The organism is Finegoldia sp. BIOML-A4 (assembly GCF_009679635.1).
Lineage (GTDB): Bacteria > Bacillota > Clostridia > Tissierellales > Peptoniphilaceae > Finegoldia > Finegoldia magna.
Genome location: NZ_WKZC01000006.1, coordinates 31,987 through 48,811, shown reverse-complemented (window position 1 = coordinate 48,811; position 16,825 = coordinate 31,987). Strand labels below are relative to the sequence as shown.

At 30.0% G+C, this 16,825-nt stretch carries 19 protein-coding genes; 2 read left to right on the top strand and 17 right to left on the bottom strand.

What is annotated here, in order from left to right; translation table 11 throughout:
• Positions 1-27: 27 nt before the first annotated feature.
• The 4 genes from GKG01_RS05980 to GKG01_RS05965 all read right to left on the bottom strand — a co-directional run bounded on the left by GKG01_RS05980 (position 28) and on the right by GKG01_RS05965 (position 4,702).
• Positions 28-1,647 (bottom strand): MBL fold metallo-hydrolase, encoded by a 1,620-nt coding sequence (locus GKG01_RS05980; protein WP_154254560.1) that lies wholly within the window; start codon positions 1,645-1,647, stop codon positions 28-30.
• A gap of 81 nt (positions 1,648-1,728) precedes the next feature.
• The gene (locus GKG01_RS05975) at positions 1,729-2,055 is read right to left on the bottom strand and encodes a YerC/YecD family TrpR-related protein (RefSeq protein ID WP_094207313.1); all 327 of its coding nucleotides are present in this window, start codon (positions 2,053-2,055) and stop codon (positions 1,729-1,731) included.
• A gap of 304 nt (positions 2,056-2,359) precedes the next feature.
• Positions 2,360-4,219: a translational GTPase TypA gene (typA, locus tag GKG01_RS05970; RefSeq protein ID WP_154271807.1), complete on the bottom strand. Its 1,860-nt coding sequence runs from the start codon at positions 4,217-4,219 to the stop codon at positions 2,360-2,362.
• A gap of 90 nt (positions 4,220-4,309) precedes the next feature.
• A complete protein-coding gene (locus GKG01_RS05965) occupies positions 4,310-4,702 on the bottom strand; it encodes an ATP-binding protein (RefSeq protein ID WP_002836765.1) in 393 nt (130 codons plus the stop codon).
• 165 nt (positions 4,703-4,867) lie between these two features.
• Here GKG01_RS05965 and rd point away from each other — a divergent pair, with 165 nt between their 5' ends.
• Entirely contained in the window at positions 4,868-5,029 is a 162-nt protein-coding gene (rd, locus tag GKG01_RS05960; RefSeq protein ID WP_002836766.1) for a rubredoxin, read from the top strand.
• 109 nt (positions 5,030-5,138) lie between these two features.
• Here the strand turns inward: rd and yihA are convergent, their stop codons facing one another.
• The 3 genes from yihA to GKG01_RS05945 all read right to left on the bottom strand — a co-directional run bounded on the left by yihA (position 5,139) and on the right by GKG01_RS05945 (position 6,678).
• On the bottom strand, positions 5,139-5,744 hold the full coding sequence (gene yihA / locus GKG01_RS05955) for a ribosome biogenesis GTP-binding protein YihA/YsxC (protein WP_094205921.1): 606 nt from the start codon (positions 5,742-5,744) through the stop codon (positions 5,139-5,141).
• Positions 5,745-5,853: 109 nt separating this feature from the next.
• Positions 5,854-6,342: a ferritin gene (locus GKG01_RS05950; protein ID WP_154271806.1), complete on the bottom strand. Its 489-nt coding sequence runs from the start codon at positions 6,340-6,342 to the stop codon at positions 5,854-5,856.
• Between the two features lie 60 nt (positions 6,343-6,402).
• Positions 6,403-6,678 carry a hypothetical protein gene (locus GKG01_RS05945; protein WP_154271805.1) on the bottom strand — a complete coding sequence of 92 codons (276 nt, stop codon included), beginning with the start codon at positions 6,676-6,678 and terminating at the stop codon, positions 6,403-6,405.
• A gap of 106 nt (positions 6,679-6,784) precedes the next feature.
• On the opposite strand from GKG01_RS05945, the gene GKG01_RS05940 reads away from it, so the two are divergent.
• A complete protein-coding gene (locus tag GKG01_RS05940) occupies positions 6,785-7,978 on the top strand; it encodes a S41 family peptidase (RefSeq protein ID WP_154271804.1) in 1,194 nt (397 codons plus the stop codon).
• 53 nt (positions 7,979-8,031) lie between these two features.
• Here GKG01_RS05940 and GKG01_RS05935 read toward each other — a convergent pair whose 3' ends face one another.
• The 10 genes from GKG01_RS05935 to GKG01_RS05890 all read right to left on the bottom strand — a co-directional run bounded on the left by GKG01_RS05935 (position 8,032) and on the right by GKG01_RS05890 (position 16,791).
• Positions 8,032-8,475 carry a MarR family transcriptional regulator gene (locus GKG01_RS05935; RefSeq protein WP_154271803.1) on the bottom strand — a complete coding sequence of 148 codons (444 nt, stop codon included), beginning with the start codon at positions 8,473-8,475 and terminating at the stop codon, positions 8,032-8,034.
• 43 nt (positions 8,476-8,518) lie between these two features.
• Positions 8,519-9,250: an aminotransferase class IV gene (locus GKG01_RS05930; RefSeq protein WP_154271802.1), complete on the bottom strand. Its 732-nt coding sequence runs from the start codon at positions 9,248-9,250 to the stop codon at positions 8,519-8,521.
• The gene (locus tag GKG01_RS05925; protein ID WP_154271801.1) at positions 9,247-10,575 is read right to left on the bottom strand and encodes an anthranilate synthase component I family protein; all 1,329 of its coding nucleotides are present in this window, start codon (positions 10,573-10,575) and stop codon (positions 9,247-9,249) included. Before GKG01_RS05925 ends, GKG01_RS05930 begins: the two co-directional genes overlap by 4 nt.
• Positions 10,562-11,155 carry an aminodeoxychorismate/anthranilate synthase component II gene (locus GKG01_RS05920; protein ID WP_154271800.1) on the bottom strand — a complete coding sequence of 198 codons (594 nt, stop codon included), beginning with the start codon at positions 11,153-11,155 and terminating at the stop codon, positions 10,562-10,564. The genes GKG01_RS05925 and GKG01_RS05920 overlap by 14 nt, the downstream gene beginning before the upstream one ends.
• A gap of 87 nt (positions 11,156-11,242) precedes the next feature.
• Positions 11,243-12,448, bottom strand: coding sequence for an ABC transporter permease (locus GKG01_RS05915; protein WP_154271799.1), 1,206 nt, complete (start codon positions 12,446-12,448; stop codon positions 11,243-11,245).
• Complete coding sequence (locus GKG01_RS05910; RefSeq protein WP_094207321.1) at positions 12,438-13,121, bottom strand: ABC transporter ATP-binding protein; 684 nt, start codon at positions 13,119-13,121, stop codon at positions 12,438-12,440. Before GKG01_RS05910 ends, GKG01_RS05915 begins: the two co-directional genes overlap by 11 nt.
• A gap of 2 nt (positions 13,122-13,123) precedes the next feature.
• Positions 13,124-14,260 (bottom strand): biotin/lipoyl-binding protein, encoded by a 1,137-nt coding sequence (locus GKG01_RS05905; protein WP_154271798.1) that lies wholly within the window; start codon positions 14,258-14,260, stop codon positions 13,124-13,126.
• A 47-nt stretch (positions 14,261-14,307) separates the two neighbouring features.
• Complete coding sequence (gene pepD, locus GKG01_RS05900) at positions 14,308-15,705, bottom strand: beta-Ala-His dipeptidase (RefSeq protein WP_172975101.1); 1,398 nt, start codon at positions 15,703-15,705, stop codon at positions 14,308-14,310.
• Positions 15,705-16,151: a GatB/YqeY domain-containing protein gene (locus GKG01_RS05895; protein WP_094205937.1), complete on the bottom strand. Its 447-nt coding sequence runs from the start codon at positions 16,149-16,151 to the stop codon at positions 15,705-15,707. The genes pepD and GKG01_RS05895 overlap by 1 nt, the downstream gene beginning before the upstream one ends.
• A gap of 10 nt (positions 16,152-16,161) precedes the next feature.
• Positions 16,162-16,791 carry a phosphatase PAP2 family protein gene (locus tag GKG01_RS05890; RefSeq protein WP_094224876.1) on the bottom strand — a complete coding sequence of 210 codons (630 nt, stop codon included), beginning with the start codon at positions 16,789-16,791 and terminating at the stop codon, positions 16,162-16,164.
• Between the last annotated feature and the right edge of the window lie 34 nt (positions 16,792-16,825).

Below are 16,825 nucleotides of genomic sequence, written 5' to 3'. Positions count from 1 at the left end.
GCTATTTAATTAGCCTTTTATACAGACTTATTCTCCAGTTATCATGTTTATTGTCATGATTTTATTCTTCAAATCTAAAATTTGATTGTTAAGTTGATTGTACTCTTCAGAATCCATATTGTTATGGTCGAATAATTCTTTATTTTCATACAATCGATCGATTTTTTTCTTTATCTTTTCTAATTCGGCATACAAATCATTATTTTCTCGGTTTGTAGATATTTCTTGTTCTATATTGTAATTTCCCGCTTCAAATTCTTCTGTTGAATAAATTTTTGGGATAACAGCCTCAACATTATACTTTTCTTTTAACAAATTAGATAAAGTTTCTGCTCCTTCATTTTCACCATGTGTTATGAAGATTTTCTTAGGCTTTACTTTCATATTGTCTACAAAATCCATAAGATTGTTTTGATCGGCATGACCTGAAAATCCGCCCAAATTATATATTTCAGCGTTGACTTTTATTGTTTCGCCAAAAAGTTTAACTTCATCTATACCATCTAATAAAATTCTTCCAAGTGATCCTTGCGCTTGATATCCAACAAAAACAACTGCGTTTTTTTCATCCCACAAGTTGTGTTTCAAATGGTGACGAACACGTCCAGCTGTAGCCATTCCGCTAGAAGAAATAATTACTCTAGGGAATTTTACGCTATTAAGCATTTTCGATTCGTCTACATTTTTAACGTAATGTAAGTTTTCGAATTCGAATACATTATCTCCACTTGAAATATAATCCTTTGCTTTTTGATTAAATAAATCGGTATTTTTCATAAATGCTTTTGTCGCTTCGAGAGCCATCGGACTATCTACGTATACTGGGACTTTCTTCTCATAATGATTTTTTATTTGATAATCGTAATAACTGTTTAGTTCATAAATGATTTCTTGAGTTCTTCCAACTGCAAAACTAGGAATAATTACAGTTCCACCTCTTGATGACACTTTTTCAATTATCTCAATTAAAGAATGTACACTTTCTTTGTAAGGTTCGTGAATTCTATTACCATAAGTGGATTCCATAACTAAATAATCGCAACCAGATAAAACATATGGATTGTTTAAAATAGGATTATTTGAAGTCCCTATATCTCCTGAGAAAATAATTTTTGTAGTCTTCCCATTTTCAGTGATAAATATTTCAAGACTTGACGAACCAAGCATGTGACCTGCGTCTCTGAAAATAACACTTATGTCCTCATTTATTTTAACTACCTCATTATAGTAACGCCCTTGAAATAATGAAATACAACTCATTGCGTCTATCGTCGTATAAAGTGGACTTAAAAGTTTTTTTCCTGATCTTTGTCTTTTTCTATTTTCCCATTCAACATCACTCTCTTGAATCTTGGCACTATCCATTAGCATTATTTCTGCCAAATCTTTTGTAGCTTTTGTGCAGTAGATTGGTTTTCTATAGCCATTTTTATATAAAAACGGAATTCTTCCTGTATGATCAATATGAGCATGAGTCAAAATCATAAACTCCGCTTTACTAAAGTCTATTTCATCATGGTTTTTTTGTTCTAACTCTTTACTTCCTTGGAACAATCCGCAGTCAACCATAAATTTGTGTTTTTCAGTCTCCACAAGATAACAAGATCCTGTTACCTCTTGTGCAGCTCCTAAAAATGTAATTTTCATTAAATCACCCCTTATTTACTATATACCCAAAATGTTATATCATAGTAAAATATCCGCAAAATAAAGTTTGCGGATAAAAAGTTATTTTTGTTTTCTTTTTCTTTTTTCTTCCAAATTTCTTGCTATTAAAGTATCTAGTACAAGTTCATAACCTTGAGCACCGTTTTGTAAAGATCTATTAACTCTACTAATGGTCGCAGTAGACGCGCCAGTATCTTTTTCAATTTCGCTATAAGTTTTTCTTATTTTGAGTAATTTTGCTACTTCTAATCTTTGTGAAATTGAATGTAACTCTCTCATTGTGCAAACGTCTTCAAAAAAACGTTGTAACTCCTCTTTTCCGTTTAACATCATAATTGCATCGAAAAACTCATTTAATGTGTTATCCTTGATATTAATTTCCGCCATAGTTTTACTCCTTAAAATTTTTTTGGGTAACCTTTACCCATCAATAAAATATAATATAATGCATTTGATAATTTAAGTATACACGCTTTTTCTAACTAAAGCAAATGTTTTTTTTAATTAAACTTCTAATACATATCTCTATACTAATTAAATAGAAAAATTATGATACTTTATATTTTTATATACATTATATACCCATTAATGTTAGTGTTTATTCTCGACAATTCAATTTTATTGTTAATTATATTTTAAAAATTTTAAATTAAAAAAAGGGAACTTATCAACTGATAAATTCCCGCTAAAATTATTTATTATATTTTTTTGATTTGTATCTTAATTGAGTATCCAAAATCTTCTTTCTCAATCTCAAATGATGAGGAGTAATTTCAATTAATTCATCTTCTTCAACAAATTCCATCATTTCTTCCAAACTCATGATTTTTGGAGGAGATAGTTTTAATGCTTCATCTGCTGCAGAAGATCTGATATTTGTTTGCGCTTTTTTCTTACATATATTTACTTCAATGTCTAATCCTTTTGCATTAGACCCTACAACCATTCCTTCATATACTTCATCTTGAGGTTGCACGAATAAAATTCCCCTGTCTTGTGCTGAATTTAATCCATAAGCTGTAGCAACTCCTGTATCAAATGAAATCAATGAACCTAATTGACGTTTTGGAATTTCACCTTTATAAGGCTCATATCCTTTAAGTTCTGTGTTGATAACGCCATTACCCTTTGTATCGCTCAAAAACTCTTGACGATATCCAATAAGACCTCTAGAAGGAATTTCAAAAGTAAGCCTTGTATATCCGCTAGAAGTATTTGAAATATCTTGCAACTCACCTTTTCTTGTTCCCAATTTCTCAATTACAGTACCGACAAATCCTTCTTCAACATCAATTGTAACTATTTCAATTGGTTCAAGAACTTTTCCATTTTCGTCTTTTTTGAATAAAACTTCTGGTTTTGAAACTTGGAATTCAAATCCTTCACGCCTCATATTTTCTATTAAAACAGATAAGTGAAGTTCTCCTCTACCACTAACTCTAAAAGTATCTGTAGAATCAGTATCTTCAACTTTTAGACTTACATCCGTTTCTAATTCTTTGTACAATCTAGCACGAACTTGTCTACTTGTTACAAACTTTCCATCTCTGCCAGCGAATGGAGAATTGTTAACTGAGAAATTCATCGCCAACGTAGGACTTGAAATGCTTACAAACTCAATAGGTTCACAATCTTCTTCATTTGCTAATGTGTCTCCAATTTCTATTCCCTCTACACCAGTTAAGGCTACGATAGAACCGAATTTAGATTCATTAACTTCGACTCTATTTAATCCATCGAATTCGTAAATCTTAGTTACTTTAATCTTCTTTTTCTTATCTGGATTATTGTAATTTACTATAACACAGCTATCATTAACTTTTACTTTACCTTGTTCAATCTTACCAATTCCAATTCTACCAACGTAATCGCTAAAATCAGTTGTAGAAATCAAAAGCTTGAACGGTGCATCTTCTTCTCCTTCTGGTGCCGGAATGTAGTCTATGATTTTGTCCAATAAAGCAGTCATATCTTCTGGTCTTTCTTCCAAATCGTCAGTTGCAAATCCTTCCCTAGCAGAAGCAAATACAAATGGAGAATCCAAATAAGATTCATCTGCATCTAATTGAATAAATAAATCCAAAATTTCATCTACTACTTCATCTACCCTAGCTTCTTTTCTATCAATTTTATTGATACAAATAATTGTAGGTAAATTTAATTCAAAAGCTTTTTTTAATACAAATTTTGTTTGTGGCATAGGACCTTCAAAAGCATCTACTACCAACACAACTCCACTTGTCATTTTCAATACACGTTCTACTTCTCCTCCGAAATCAGCGTGACCCGGAGTATCTATAATATTAATTTTATGATTTTTGTAGTCAATTGCAGTGTTTTTAGAAAGAATAGTAATTCCTCTTTCACGTTCTATATCATTACTATCCATTACACGATCTTGTACATCTTGATTTTCTCTAAAAATACCACTTGTTTTTAATAACCCATCTACCAAAGTTGTCTTACCATGGTCAACATGGGCAATAATTGCTACGTTTCTTACATCTTCTCTTTTCAAAATTCCACTTCCCTCTAATTTGTGACACTTCATTATATCATAAATTGAAAAAAATAAAAGAAAAATTTGTGTAAAATCACATTTAGTAATTTTTTGCAATAAAACAAGCTATTAGATCACTAATTAATTAGGTCTTACTAATAGCTTTGCTTCAACACAATTTTCTTTAATTTTTAATTCGTCAGCTAATTTACTTACTATAAATAATCCTCTACCTCTGACATAAATATCATTGTTAAAATAACTGTTCGAACAATAATCAATTCCTGTACCTTCGTCCTGTACACATATTTTTATCGAATCATCATTCAATTTTATTTTAAAAGTTATTTTCTTATTTATATCAAACTGGTTACCATGTTCTAGTCCATTAAAGATCAATTCATTAGTTATTAATCGTATATCATAAAGTAGTTCTTCATCTGGTACAACTTTTCTTAATAGTCTGAGCATAGTATGAATATTTTTAGTAGCAATTGTCCTATCGCTGACAAATTGCCTCTTAAACATATACATATTATCACCCAATATGTATATACCCATATGTTCAATAAATTTAACAATTTGTCATTAAATATTTAAATTTTAAATAAAAACCGAAAAATGATTAGAAATTTTTACAGTGGGTATATATAATTTGTACCTGATAACAGGTAATTATCTTAAAGGGGGAAATTAAACATGAAAAAATATGTATGTGACGTATGTGGATATATTTATGATCCAGCTGAAGGAGATCCAGACGCAGGTGTTCAACCACAAACAGCTTTCGAAGATTTAGCTGAAGATTGGGTTTGCCCAATTTGTGGCGCTGGAAAAGACGACTTCTCTGTTGTTGAATAATCCAACAAAATTATATGATTGGCAATAATAATTCATACATGACATAAAATTATTGTCACACACAAAATATTTAAAAACAAAACCCCAATTACTTGGGGTTTACTTACTTTTATTCTTCAATTCCACTACCGTATTTTAAAATCATTTCAAGCTGTTCCATAACAGCTTTTTTATTTGTTTTGGAAGTTGAACTGTATTCGTAGATGAGGTTATCATCATCTATGTTGAGTTCTTTTTTTATTATGTTCAAATTCTTTTTGATCATTGTTTTGCCGATTTTGTCTAATTTTGTAGCTATTACAAATCCACAAAATCCACTTTGAATAATCCAATTATACATTTCCTTGTCTTGAACGGTTGGTTTGTGTCTAATATCCACAATCAAAAACACTTCGTACAAGTTTCTTCTATTATTTAAATAAGTTTCTATAACTTGAGCCCATTTTTTCTTTTCAGATTTTGATGTTTGCGCATACCCATACCCTGGTAAATCTACTAATCTAAACTCATTATTTGCATTGTAAAAATTTACCGTACGCGTTTTTCCTGGTTTAGAAGAAGTCCTAGCTAGATTTTTTCTATCCAAAATAGAATTAATAAAAGATGATTTACCAACGTTACTTCTTCCACAAAAAGCAATTTCTGGTAGAGATTCATCCGGATATTGTTCTTTCAAAAAAGCAATTTTTTCCAAATCAGAATTAATTATTTTCATATTCACCTCCACTAAATATTTAAGAAATATAACACATATTATAACAAAACTTTAATTTATTTGCACTAAAAAAGCGACTTCAAAAAGTCGCTTTGATTAATCTAAATTATTATCTTTGTCCTAATTCTTTATCTAATATTGCAAGACCTGCATTACTGTTTTCAGTTCTTTCAAGTTTTGCTATGATAGTTCCAAAAGTATCTTCTTCTTCGATTTGTTCGTCGATGAATTTTTGTAGAAGAGTGTAAACTTCATAAAAATTAATTTCGTGAGCTGCATCAAATAATTCTCTGATTCTTCTTGTAACTTCTTTTTCGTGTTCTAAAGCAGCTTTAAAAATACTTAATACATCTTTGTCGTAGTCAGCTTTTGGAGCTTCGATTGTTTTGTATTCAATCTTATGTCCAACTTGTTGTAACCATTTTCTGAAGTATTCAGCATGTTCATATTCTTCATGGGCTTGCATTTCCATAAAGTGTTCAAATCCATCCCAATCCATATCATTGAATTCAGAAGCCATTTGTTTGTATTCATAGCCTGATTGTAATTCAAAAACTAATTGTTCGTCAATTTTTTTTAATAATTCTTCTCTGTTCATTTTATCATACTCCTTATAATTTAATTTATGTGACTGTTAGTTAATCATTTTACTTAAAATTTAAGAATACAAATCATAAACACCGTAAACTTTAAGATTATTTTCTACCAATAGCTTCATGATTTCAGGAATCAATTTTGCTTTTTGTTTGGTAGTAAATCCATTGTAATTTATTTCGGTGTTATTTAAATCCAAATATTCTGATGAGTCAATAACCTTAATTATTTTGTCGTGAACTTCTTGTAAATGCATGTCTGCAATTACAAAAGTAATGTTGCAAATTCTATCGTCATCAATTGTTGGAATTATTCTATTTATCAGTAAAACATTATTCATAACTAACCTCTTTTTCTCTTTCTATATTTATATACCCAATTTCTACTATTTTATTCAATTGACCCTTTCTTTTTTTTATATTATACTGATTAAAAAGAGGTGAGAAATGAAAACATCACATAATAGAGCGAATAAACAAAGAAAAAGAAATAAAATTGCGAATAAAATATTTTTATTGGTTTTATTACTTATCTTTGGCTTTTTCGGTTACAAATACATAAATTCTAGACCAGCTGAGTACAGTCAAATGATTCCCAAAAAATACATACTCAGAGATTTTGATGAGTTATGTAATCAAATTGAAAGTTCATATATGAATTTACCACAAACAAAAAAATACAAAGATATCGACTTTTTATCTTTAAAACCTAACTTTAAATCTAAAATAAAATTGGAATCAGGCAAGAAGAAAGACAAAATGTCGACACAAGAAGTAGTTGATTTGTACAATAATATTTTGAAAAATCTCTACGATTCAAATGTTAGAATAGCAGATAAACACACTTTTAATGAAATTCTACAACTAGATAATCACAATCAAATATTAAATAATTTATCAATGAAGAGATATTCTAATTTGACTGAAGAAATTCCTGAAAAAACTTTCAGAGCGTATTCTATTGACAATTACAAAGATGCATTATATGTAAAAGTATCAGACTTTGATTCAGTAAATATTCAACAGGACGCCCAAATTTTCAGCAGTATCTTGAAAACTAATAAAAAGAAAAATAAAATCATAATAGATTTGAGAGATAATGATTCCGATAATTTAGATTATGCGATTAATGTGATAATCAAACCTCTACTAAAATCAGACATTAAATTTGAGTTTAATGTCGCAAATAAAACTCAACCTATTATATCAAAAAATATTCTAGATAGAAATGATATCAGCTTTAAAACTACAGAAAATGTGGCGAACATCAAAATAAACGATAATCAAAAAAGTATAAAATACATTACTAATTTTAAACTAGCAATAAAAAAATCAGAAGACCAAAAATGCGATGTGTATATATTGCAAAACAAAAATACCAGAAACAGTGCTGATTTCGTGTGTCAAATAGCCAACAGAACTAAGTTTGCAACTACTGTCGGAGAAACAACTTCAGGAAATGGATTAAATATCGTTCACACTTACAAGTCACTTCCTAACACAGGATTAATCGTGGAGTCCCCTCTTGGACAAGGTCTTAATGAAGATGGCACAACTAATGAAGAAGTTGGAACTATACCAGCTATAAAACTAGATGATAACAGCGAAATCGTAAAATTATTATTATCTAGAGTTAATTAAAAAAAACGATCTAATATTAATGTCAATATCAATATTGGATCGTTTTTTAGTCTTTATTTTGTCTTGTTATTATTCAAAAAATCTTGTAGTAAATCATATAATTGAGCTTTTTTCTCATCAGGTAATTCCAAGCAACCATTCATTAATTTTGGAATATCTTTTACTTTTTCTTGTAATTTTTTCCCTTCATCTGTTAGATAAATTATTACAATTCGATCGTCTTTTGAGCTACGTACTCTTTCAAGATAACCTTGTGATTGCATCTTTTTGATAACAGGCGTGATAGTACCGTTATCTAAATATAACTTTTCACACAACTTTCCTACAGTAATTCCATCTTTTTCCCATAGAACTAATAACACAATGTACTGAGTGTATGTCAACCCTAAAGGTTTCAAAAATTGTGTGTAAGTACTTGTTATCATTCTAGAAGCAGCATAAAGTGGAAAACAAAGTTGATTTTCCAACTTCATGTAGGTTTTGTAGTCTTGATCCATAAACTCCTCCGATTTCAAAAATACGTCATTTTAAAATTGTAAATTAATTTTCTTTCATAAGTTTTTCCGATATTTCGCAAAACAGATTGTTTTTTGAAAACATTATCTCATCAATTTGTTTAACAAATCTCATTTCCATTAAAGAATTCGTTACAAAACAACAATCCATATCTTGCAAATTGTTTAGCTTAATTGACTTTTCAAGTATATTATAACCATTTGTCTCCAAAAATTCTATAAGTTTTTTGCGAAAAATTCCTGGTAACATACCATCAGTTACAGGTGGCGTGATGATTGTGTTTTCCTGAATAAAAAACAAATTTGTGTACGTTCCTTCTGTTACATTTCCGTCTTGATTTAGAAAAGCCCCCTCATCAAACCCTTCTTTCAGTAACTCTTTGTGCAAATAATCATTCAGTAAGTAATTATTGGTTTTGTGATAAACAAGAGGATTGTTTTTGTCTCTTAACTGATTGAGAACTTTTAATTTCAATCCTAGTGTGTACTTTAAATCGGAATAATCTGTGTTTCTAGTGTTAATGTATAAATCATAATCGCCATTATTATCCAACACCATTATCCTCAAACAATCTACATTCAAATCAATATTTTGTATTTTTTCGTAGATGTTGTCTCTTAATTCATCCGTATTTATTCCCAGAAAATTCATTGAATTTTCAAGTCTTTCAATATGATTTTCCAAATAAATTGGCTTAGAATCTTTAACTTTTATCGTTTCAAAAAGTCCTTTACCGTATTTTATTCCATCGTTCATATCAAAGCCTCATACACTTTTTTTGATTTTTGAATTGTTTCATCATATTCGCTATTCATTTCAGAATCCCAAGTTATAGCACCACCACCTGAAAAATAACAGCGATCTTTTATTTTTAAAATCGTTCTGATTAAAATATTGAAATCGCAATTTTGATTAAATGAAATGTAGCCAATAGATCCTGTGTAAATATTTCTGTTGTATTTTTCAACGTTATCAATAGCTTCAATTGATGCAAGTTTTGGAGCACCCGTGATTGATCCTCCTGGAAAAATATTTTTGATTAAGCTAAACACATCTTCATCTTCTCTCAATTTACCAACAATTGTAGCTACTAAATGATGAACATTTTCATAAGTTTCCAACGAATAATTGCTAATAGCTTTTATAGTTTCAGCATCACAACTCATTCCCAAATCATTTCTCATCAAGTCCACTATCATCAATAATTCTGAAATATCTTTGTCACTATTTAGTAATTCTTTTTTTAATTTTTCATCTTCATCTTTATCATCAGATCTTCGAATGGTTCCCTTAATAGGTCTAGCTTGAACAAATCCATTTTGACAATCAAAAAACCTCTCTGGAGATGAAGATAATACGCAGTATTCCCCAAAGTCCATATAAGCCATAAAATCTGCCTTGTTAACTTCGCGAAGTTTCTTATAAATATCGAACTTATCTTTAGTCGTATCTACAATGAATTGCTGTGTTAAGTTAACTTCGTACACATCACCATTTTCAATCATAGTTTTTATGTCATCAAAACTTTTCGCATATTCTTCTTTTGTTACAGTTTTTATAAGTTCAGATGTTTCATATTCCTTATCTACATAATCTGGTTTTACAAATGCAGCTTCAATATCTCTAATATCTTTATCATCCAAGTAATAAATCGTGTATTCTTGCGTATTATTGTCAAACTCTATTATTTTAAAGTAAATTCCAAAATAAGCATCGTATACTTCGGTGTTTTTTTCAGAATTTAAAACTACATTACAATTAGAACTTGTAAAATCATAAGATAAAAGTCCAACTGCTCCACCAATAAATTGATTTTCATCTTCTTCAAAATAATCATCCATCAATATTTTGAGTTGATTAAGCGGATTATCACATACTTTTTTGTTTACAAGACCACTGATTTCAACGTTGTTATCCTTTGATTTTAAAACAATTTCCGGATCAAAACCGATATATGATTTGTTACCTTGATTGTAACTTCCCTTTGCACTATCTAATAAAAAAGGTAAACTCTTGTCTTTGATGTTATATAAAATATCTAGAACGGTTACATCTGATTTTATTTTTTTAGAATAAATCATTTCTTACCTCCTTTAAGAAGTTCTCAATCATTTTCAAGCCAAAATCAGTTCCCACACTTTCAGGATGAAATTGAACAGTTTCTATCTTGTTTTTAGAATCTCTAAATCCCATAATTATTCCATCAGAAGTCTTTGATGTTATAACCATATCTTCATACATTCCATTTTCAAATTTGCTATCATCAACGATTAACGAATGGTAACGCATAACCTTTACAGGATTTGGAATATCAGTAAATATTCCTTTGTCGTCATGTTTAATCTCAGTCATTTTCCCATGCATTGGACGTGGCCCTTTTATAATGTTAAGCCCCATTGAGTAAGCCAATGCTTGATGTCCCAAACAAATTCCAAGAATTGGATATTCCCCTTTTAATTTTTCAAATACTTCAAGAGAAATTTTGGATTCTTTTGGAGTTTTAGGCCCTGGAGAAATCACAATAATTTCCGGATTTAATTGTTTGATTTCTTCCAAATTTATCTCATCATTCTTTTTCACAATAACTTCTTCTTTCAAAATTCTCAAATAAGAAACAATGTTATATGTGAATGAATCGTAATTATCTATCATTAATATCATTTAATCACCCACTAAAAATATATAGGATTTTATGCTAAAAATCAAATAAAAAATGAGCTTATTGATTAATAAACTCATTTTCTAATCTTAAATAATATCTATTACATTTTTGTTTGCCGCTGTATTTGCCGGAGAATAAGTGAACACAATTCCTATGCCTAAAGATATTCCTAAAGATATCAAAACCGGCATCAGTTCTAGTTTGATTGGAAATGGCAAGAATTTCGATGCAATAAATGCAGCTATCATTCCAATAATGTATCCAATTAATCCACCAATAACAGTTACAATAATCCCTTCTAACATAAATTGATACAAAATTTCTTTTTTCTTTGCTCCAATTGCTCTTCTAATTCCTATTTCTTTGATTCTTTCAGCTACTGAAATGTACATCATATTCATCATCCCAATTCCTGCAATTAGAAGAGAAATAGCAGCTATTAAAGATATAAATATAGTGACCGAACCTAACACATTACTAATACCTTCAATTTGTTGCGCAATATCAACGAAGTTATATGATCCCGCAGCTTTCATTGGACCATTTTTTTCAAGATATTCTTGGATTTCTTTTGCTTTGTCTTGAACTTTTGTACCATTTTTCAGAATAACATTAATCATCGATATTGAATTATTATTTTTAGGTTTACGAGATTCCAATGTCCCTTTTGGTATATCTACATCATTTCCAAAACTAAACAAATTTGTTGCAGCATTATTTTCTTTTATTCCAACGATAACATAATAATCATTTTTCACAATAACTGTTTTGTCGAGCGGATCTTCATCTTCAAATATTTCATCAGCTAATTTTTGAGTTATAACGGCGACTTTCTGGTTTGTATCTCCATCCAGTTTAGTAATAGCTCTTCCCTTTACTATTTTACTTTCAGTTTCTTCGACAGGTTTGGCAAATGCACTTTCAATTTTCCCGTCATTTTTTTGCATAGAAACATTTACCATATCATTTTGAAATTTTTCTGGATCAGATTCAACTTTTAGAACATCTGTAATCTGTGAAATATCTCGAATATTTTTCTCTGTGAAGACGGATGTATTGCTTCCCACTGAATTTGTTGGATTTTCAGGCTGGAAATAAAACGCAACGCTAAGTTCCTTTCCTTCTCCACCCATTAAACTATCAACAACGTAATCTTGGAAACCTCTACCAATTGCGATAATAGTTATTACTGCTGCAATCCCTATAATAATTCCAAGCATAGTCAGTAAAGATCGCTTTTTGTTTTTGATGATATCTTTGAAGGCAGTATTTAATAAAATATTAAACTTCATAACTATCCCTCTCTTTTAAAACACCATCTAACATAAAATATTTTCGGTTGCAATTATGTGTAATATTTTTATCGTGAGTAACCATTATTATCGTGATTTTGAGTTTTTGATTCAATTCATTAAAAAGCGCCATTATTTCCTTGCTGGTTTCTGAATCAAGCGCACCTGTTGGCTCATCTGCTATTATAAATTTAGGATTGTGAACGATGGCACGTGCTATAGCTGCTCTTTGTTGTTGTCCACCTGAAAGCTGTTTCGGTCTTTTGTCTGCTTGATTTTTAATTCCTACCAAATCCAAAGCCTCCAATGCTTTTTCTCTTGCGTATTTATAGGATTTACCTTGATACAATAAAGGTAGTTCTACATTTTCAGCTATGGTGTAATTTTGGATAAGTTGAAATTGTTGGAAGATAAATCCCACGGATTTATTGCGAAGATCGGACAATTTATTATCTGTAAATTTGCCTACCTCAACATTTTCAAACTTATATATTCCTGTAAATTTTTTATCCAAAAAACCAAGGATATTTATCAACGTAGACTTTCCAGAACCTGACTCACCCATTATTGCGACAAAATCACCACTATTAATGTTCAAGCTAACATTTTTTAGAACGTGAAGTTTGTTTTCACCTGAATTGTAAAACTTATTGATTTTAATTAAATCTATCATAACTAATCTTCAACCTTTATTTCTTGATTATCTTTCAAATCTTTTACTTTAGAAATAATTTTGTCACCAGATTTCAATCCAGAAATCACAGTATAAGAATTAGTATTTTTTTCTAGTTGAACTTCTTTTTTCACAGCTTTTGAATCCTTGTATTCAAACACATAGTATTTAGAATCTTCTTCTTTTACCATGTCTTTTGCAAGTTCAATCTTATCTGATTTTTTTCTTACTTGAACGTTGAATCCAATGTGTATAGGTTTTTGTGTTTTTATTTTAAATACAAAATTTGAAGAATTACTTCCAGATTGTTCTGCCATGTTTTGCATTTGATTAGCTTCAAATGATCCAGCTTGACTTTCTGGAGTATTAGAAATCTCTACTACAGTTCCTTTTGTTTTTTCATCCCCATTAATAGGAATTACTTCAACCTCATCATTTTCTTTTAATTTATTGTAGTCGTATTCAGAAATATTTCCTTCAATAATATTTTCATCGCTAGTAACTTCAACCAATGCTCCTTGACTCATCGGATTATCGATATTTTTGTCATTAACTTTGCAAGTCCCAGCAATTGTAGCCTTGATTGTTTTTCTTGAACTTTCTTTTAAATCATTAAGCTGTTTCTTTTGCAACTCTACTTGATCAAATGCTTGTTTGTAAGCTCTATTTGATTGATTGAGTGTAGGTTCCATTTGATCAATTTGCATTTCTAGTTCTGGAGAAAAAGTTTCGTTGTATTTTTCTACCAATTTATTGTAGGATTTGTATGCGTTATTTCTATCTTCTAATGCATAATTTGCTTGGCTTTTGGCTTGCTCTATTTGCATTTCCATTTGATCAATTTGTTTTTCAACTTCTTTGTTTACAAAAGTAATCAATAAATCTCCTTTTTTAACAGCTTGACCAGTTTTCACATGAACTTTTTCAACTTCACCATAAGCTTGATTGTTGTAAACTTGTTGTACATCGCCCGTTTTTGATATTGCACTAAACACCAAATCACTTCCTGCGGATACTGTATACAAGCTATGCTTAGTTTCGTTTTTCTTATTAGCTTTAACTAATTTAAAGACCAATCCTCCAACACAGGCTAAAGCAATTATGGCTAAAATAATTGCAAACTTTTTATTATTTTTCATACGACCTCCTAATTGTATCTCTGTAATACTATTATAATACAGCGTAACTAATTAGTCAACATATTCAAAATTTCATTGTAGAATTTAATAAATCTCTCTAAAGATTCAATATCTAATCTTTCTTTTGTTGTGTGTACATCGTACATTGTAGGTCCAATTGAAATGCAGTCAATTTTTTTATATTTTTCTGCAAACACTCCACATTCAAGTCCAGCGTGGATTACTTTAACATCTACTTCTTTGTCGTTTACTTTTGAGAAAGCTTTCTTTGCAACTTTCATCAACTCTGATTTTTCATTGAATTCCCAAGTAGGATAATAATTGTAATCGAAGGCAGTTGCGTTGTGTTTGTTCGCTTTTGAAACTATATCTTCTCGTAGCGCTACTAATTTGTCATGATTTGAAGATCGCGTAGATAATATGATTTCGAATTTATCGTCCAAAGAATTTACAATCGCCAAGTTACAAGATGTTTCGACTGTTTCATCAAGTCCTTCAATGTAAGAAATCACACCAGAGTTTAATTCTCCAATTAAATTAGATAAATTTTCTGTTGTATTTTTATCTAAGCATTTTTGTCGACTAACATCTTCAATTAAAAGCCTCAAATCCTTATCAAAATCTTCCAAATCAACCTTAGATATAAATTCTTCTGATTTTTTGTTAAGTGAGTCCATGGATTCATCTGTAGATACGATTATTTCTGCATTTGTAGGAATAGCATTGTCCTTTGATCCAGCTTTGAAATCACAGATATAATAATCATCTAATGATTCCAAGAATTCAAACACAACCTTGATTGCATTTTTGTGGTTCTTATCAATTTCCATTCCAGAGTGTCCGCCTTTAAGTCCTTTTACAGAAATTTTGTAAAAATTGGATAAGCTTTCTGAACCGTAGTTTTTGTTTATTTCAACATTGACATTTTCCCCACCACTGCTACCTACAATCAATTCATTTTCATCTTCTGAATCTATGTTAATGAAATATTTTCCAGACAAATCAAAATCGAAATTCATCGCACCACTCATATCGACTTCTTCACTTGTAGTCACCACAGCTTCTATTTGAGGAAGTTTGTAATTGGATGTCAAAGTAGCCATGGCTATTGCAAGTCCAATTCCATTGTCTGCCCCAAGACTTGTCTTGTCAGCAAACATGAAGCCATCTTTTTCCATGATTTTGATTCCATCGTTAAAATCATAATCTTCATCAGAAACACAAACCATATCCATGTGTGCTTGTAGAATTATTCCTGGTTTGTCTTCCAAACTTTTGTCTGATTCTCTTTTAATGTAGATATTGTTGAATTTATCCCTTTTGCACTCTAAATTGTTGTTATGAGCAAAGTTTTCCAAATAATCTGAAATTTTTTCTTCATGCTTTGAGCATCTATTTATTTTAGAGAAATCTTTAAAATAATTTAATACAGTATTCTTATCCACTACGCACCTATAATCTCTTCAACTACTTTATTAACAGTCTTACCGTCAGTGAATTTTCCGTATTCTCCCATGACGTATTTCATTATTTGTCCTCTCGACTTATTTGATTTTTCAAGTGAGTTTTCTTCCATGAATTTTTCTATGATTTCTTTTAATTTATCTTCAGATAACTGTTCTGGAAGATATGATTTAATAATTTCTATTTTTTGTTTTGTTTCTTCAATCGCTTCAACTCTATCTTGTGGAGTTTGTTCCAATGTATCCATTGTTTGCTTCAATTCTTTTTTAACAAAAGCTAATTGTTCTTCGTCTGTCAAATCTCTTTTCTTTTCTTTTTGTTCCAATAAAATGTTGCTCATAATCAAAGAAATAACTCCCGATTTAACTTTATCCTTGTTCTTCATAGCTAACATTTTGTCTTTTCTTAATTTTTCAATTGTACTCATAATTTCACTCCTAACCAAAAATAAATGTAAAATAATAATTCATTCTGAACATATATATAGACCAATATGCACATATTAGCCCAATAAAACTACCTATTACGACATCCGTAAACCAATGTACTCCCAAAATAATTCTGGAAATGGCAATCATAAACGCAAACACAATGGCAATCAACATCGTCACGAAGAAAAATTTATATCCATAACTTAGCACATAAGCAATCGTCAAATAAAAGCTCATACTAACACATGAATGTCCACTTGGAAAAGAATATCCCATATAATTGATACCGGTTGTAACTTTTGGTCTTTTTCTTCTAAATATAAATTTTAAAGTGTGAACTGCTATAACACTTAGCATAACGCTCATAATTATAGCTGATGCTGATACATAGTTATGCTGACTTACAGTGAAAAAAACTATTGGAATGCTTATAATCATAAGTGTTTCAACATTTCCAAACTTTGTAATTTTTGCCATCATCGCAATAAGGGAATTGTGTCCCATTTTAGTAAAATGTTCCTTTAATCTTCTATCCAAATTTGTTTCATTGTCTTTTAATACAACAAATCCAAGAAAAAAAGTAATCGATAACAGAACAATGCTACTTATTATTACAAACCAATCGTATTTATTCATTTTTAATCCTTCCTTTAATACTTCATATTAAATT

Coding starts and splice junctions, on each gene's coding strand:
- GKG01_RS05980 (WP_154254560.1), bottom strand. CDS start 1,647: ATGAAAATTACATTTTTAGGAGCTGCACAAGAGGTAACAGGATCTTGT.
- GKG01_RS05975 (WP_094207313.1), bottom strand. CDS start 2,055: ATGGCGGAAATTAATATCAAGGATAACACATTAAATGAGTTTTTCGAT.
- typA (WP_154271807.1), bottom strand. CDS start 4,219: ATGAAGTGTCACAAATTAGAGGGAAGTGGAATTTTGAAAAGAGAAGAT.
- GKG01_RS05965 (WP_002836765.1), bottom strand. CDS start 4,702: ATGTATATGTTTAAGAGGCAATTTGTCAGCGATAGGACAATTGCTACT.
- rd (WP_002836766.1), top strand. CDS start 4,868: ATGAAAAAATATGTATGTGACGTATGTGGATATATTTATGATCCAGCT.
- yihA (WP_094205921.1), bottom strand. CDS start 5,744: ATGAAAATAATTAATTCTGATTTGGAAAAAATTGCTTTTTTGAAAGAA.
- GKG01_RS05950 (WP_154271806.1), bottom strand. CDS start 6,342: ATGAACAGAGAAGAATTATTAAAAAAAATTGACGAACAATTAGTTTTT.
- GKG01_RS05945 (WP_154271805.1), bottom strand. CDS start 6,678: ATGAATAATGTTTTACTGATAAATAGAATAATTCCAACAATTGATGAC.
- GKG01_RS05940 (WP_154271804.1), top strand. CDS start 6,785: ATGAAAACATCACATAATAGAGCGAATAAACAAAGAAAAAGAAATAAA.
- GKG01_RS05935 (WP_154271803.1), bottom strand. CDS start 8,475: ATGGATCAAGACTACAAAACCTACATGAAGTTGGAAAATCAACTTTGT.
- GKG01_RS05930 (WP_154271802.1), bottom strand. CDS start 9,250: ATGAACGATGGAATAAAATACGGTAAAGGACTTTTTGAAACGATAAAA.
- GKG01_RS05925 (WP_154271801.1), bottom strand. CDS start 10,575: ATGATTTATTCTAAAAAAATAAAATCAGATGTAACCGTTCTAGATATT.
- GKG01_RS05920 (WP_154271800.1), bottom strand. CDS start 11,155: ATGATATTAATGATAGATAATTACGATTCATTCACATATAACATTGTT.
- GKG01_RS05915 (WP_154271799.1), bottom strand. CDS start 12,448: ATGAAGTTTAATATTTTATTAAATACTGCCTTCAAAGATATCATCAAA.
- GKG01_RS05910 (WP_094207321.1), bottom strand. CDS start 13,121: ATGATAGATTTAATTAAAATCAATAAGTTTTACAATTCAGGTGAAAAC.
- GKG01_RS05905 (WP_154271798.1), bottom strand. CDS start 14,260: ATGAAAAATAATAAAAAGTTTGCAATTATTTTAGCCATAATTGCTTTA.
- GKG01_RS05895 (WP_094205937.1), bottom strand. CDS start 16,151: ATGAGTACAATTGAAAAATTAAGAAAAGACAAAATGTTAGCTATGAAG.
- GKG01_RS05890 (WP_094224876.1), bottom strand. CDS start 16,791: ATGAATAAATACGATTGGTTTGTAATAATAAGTAGCATTGTTCTGTTA.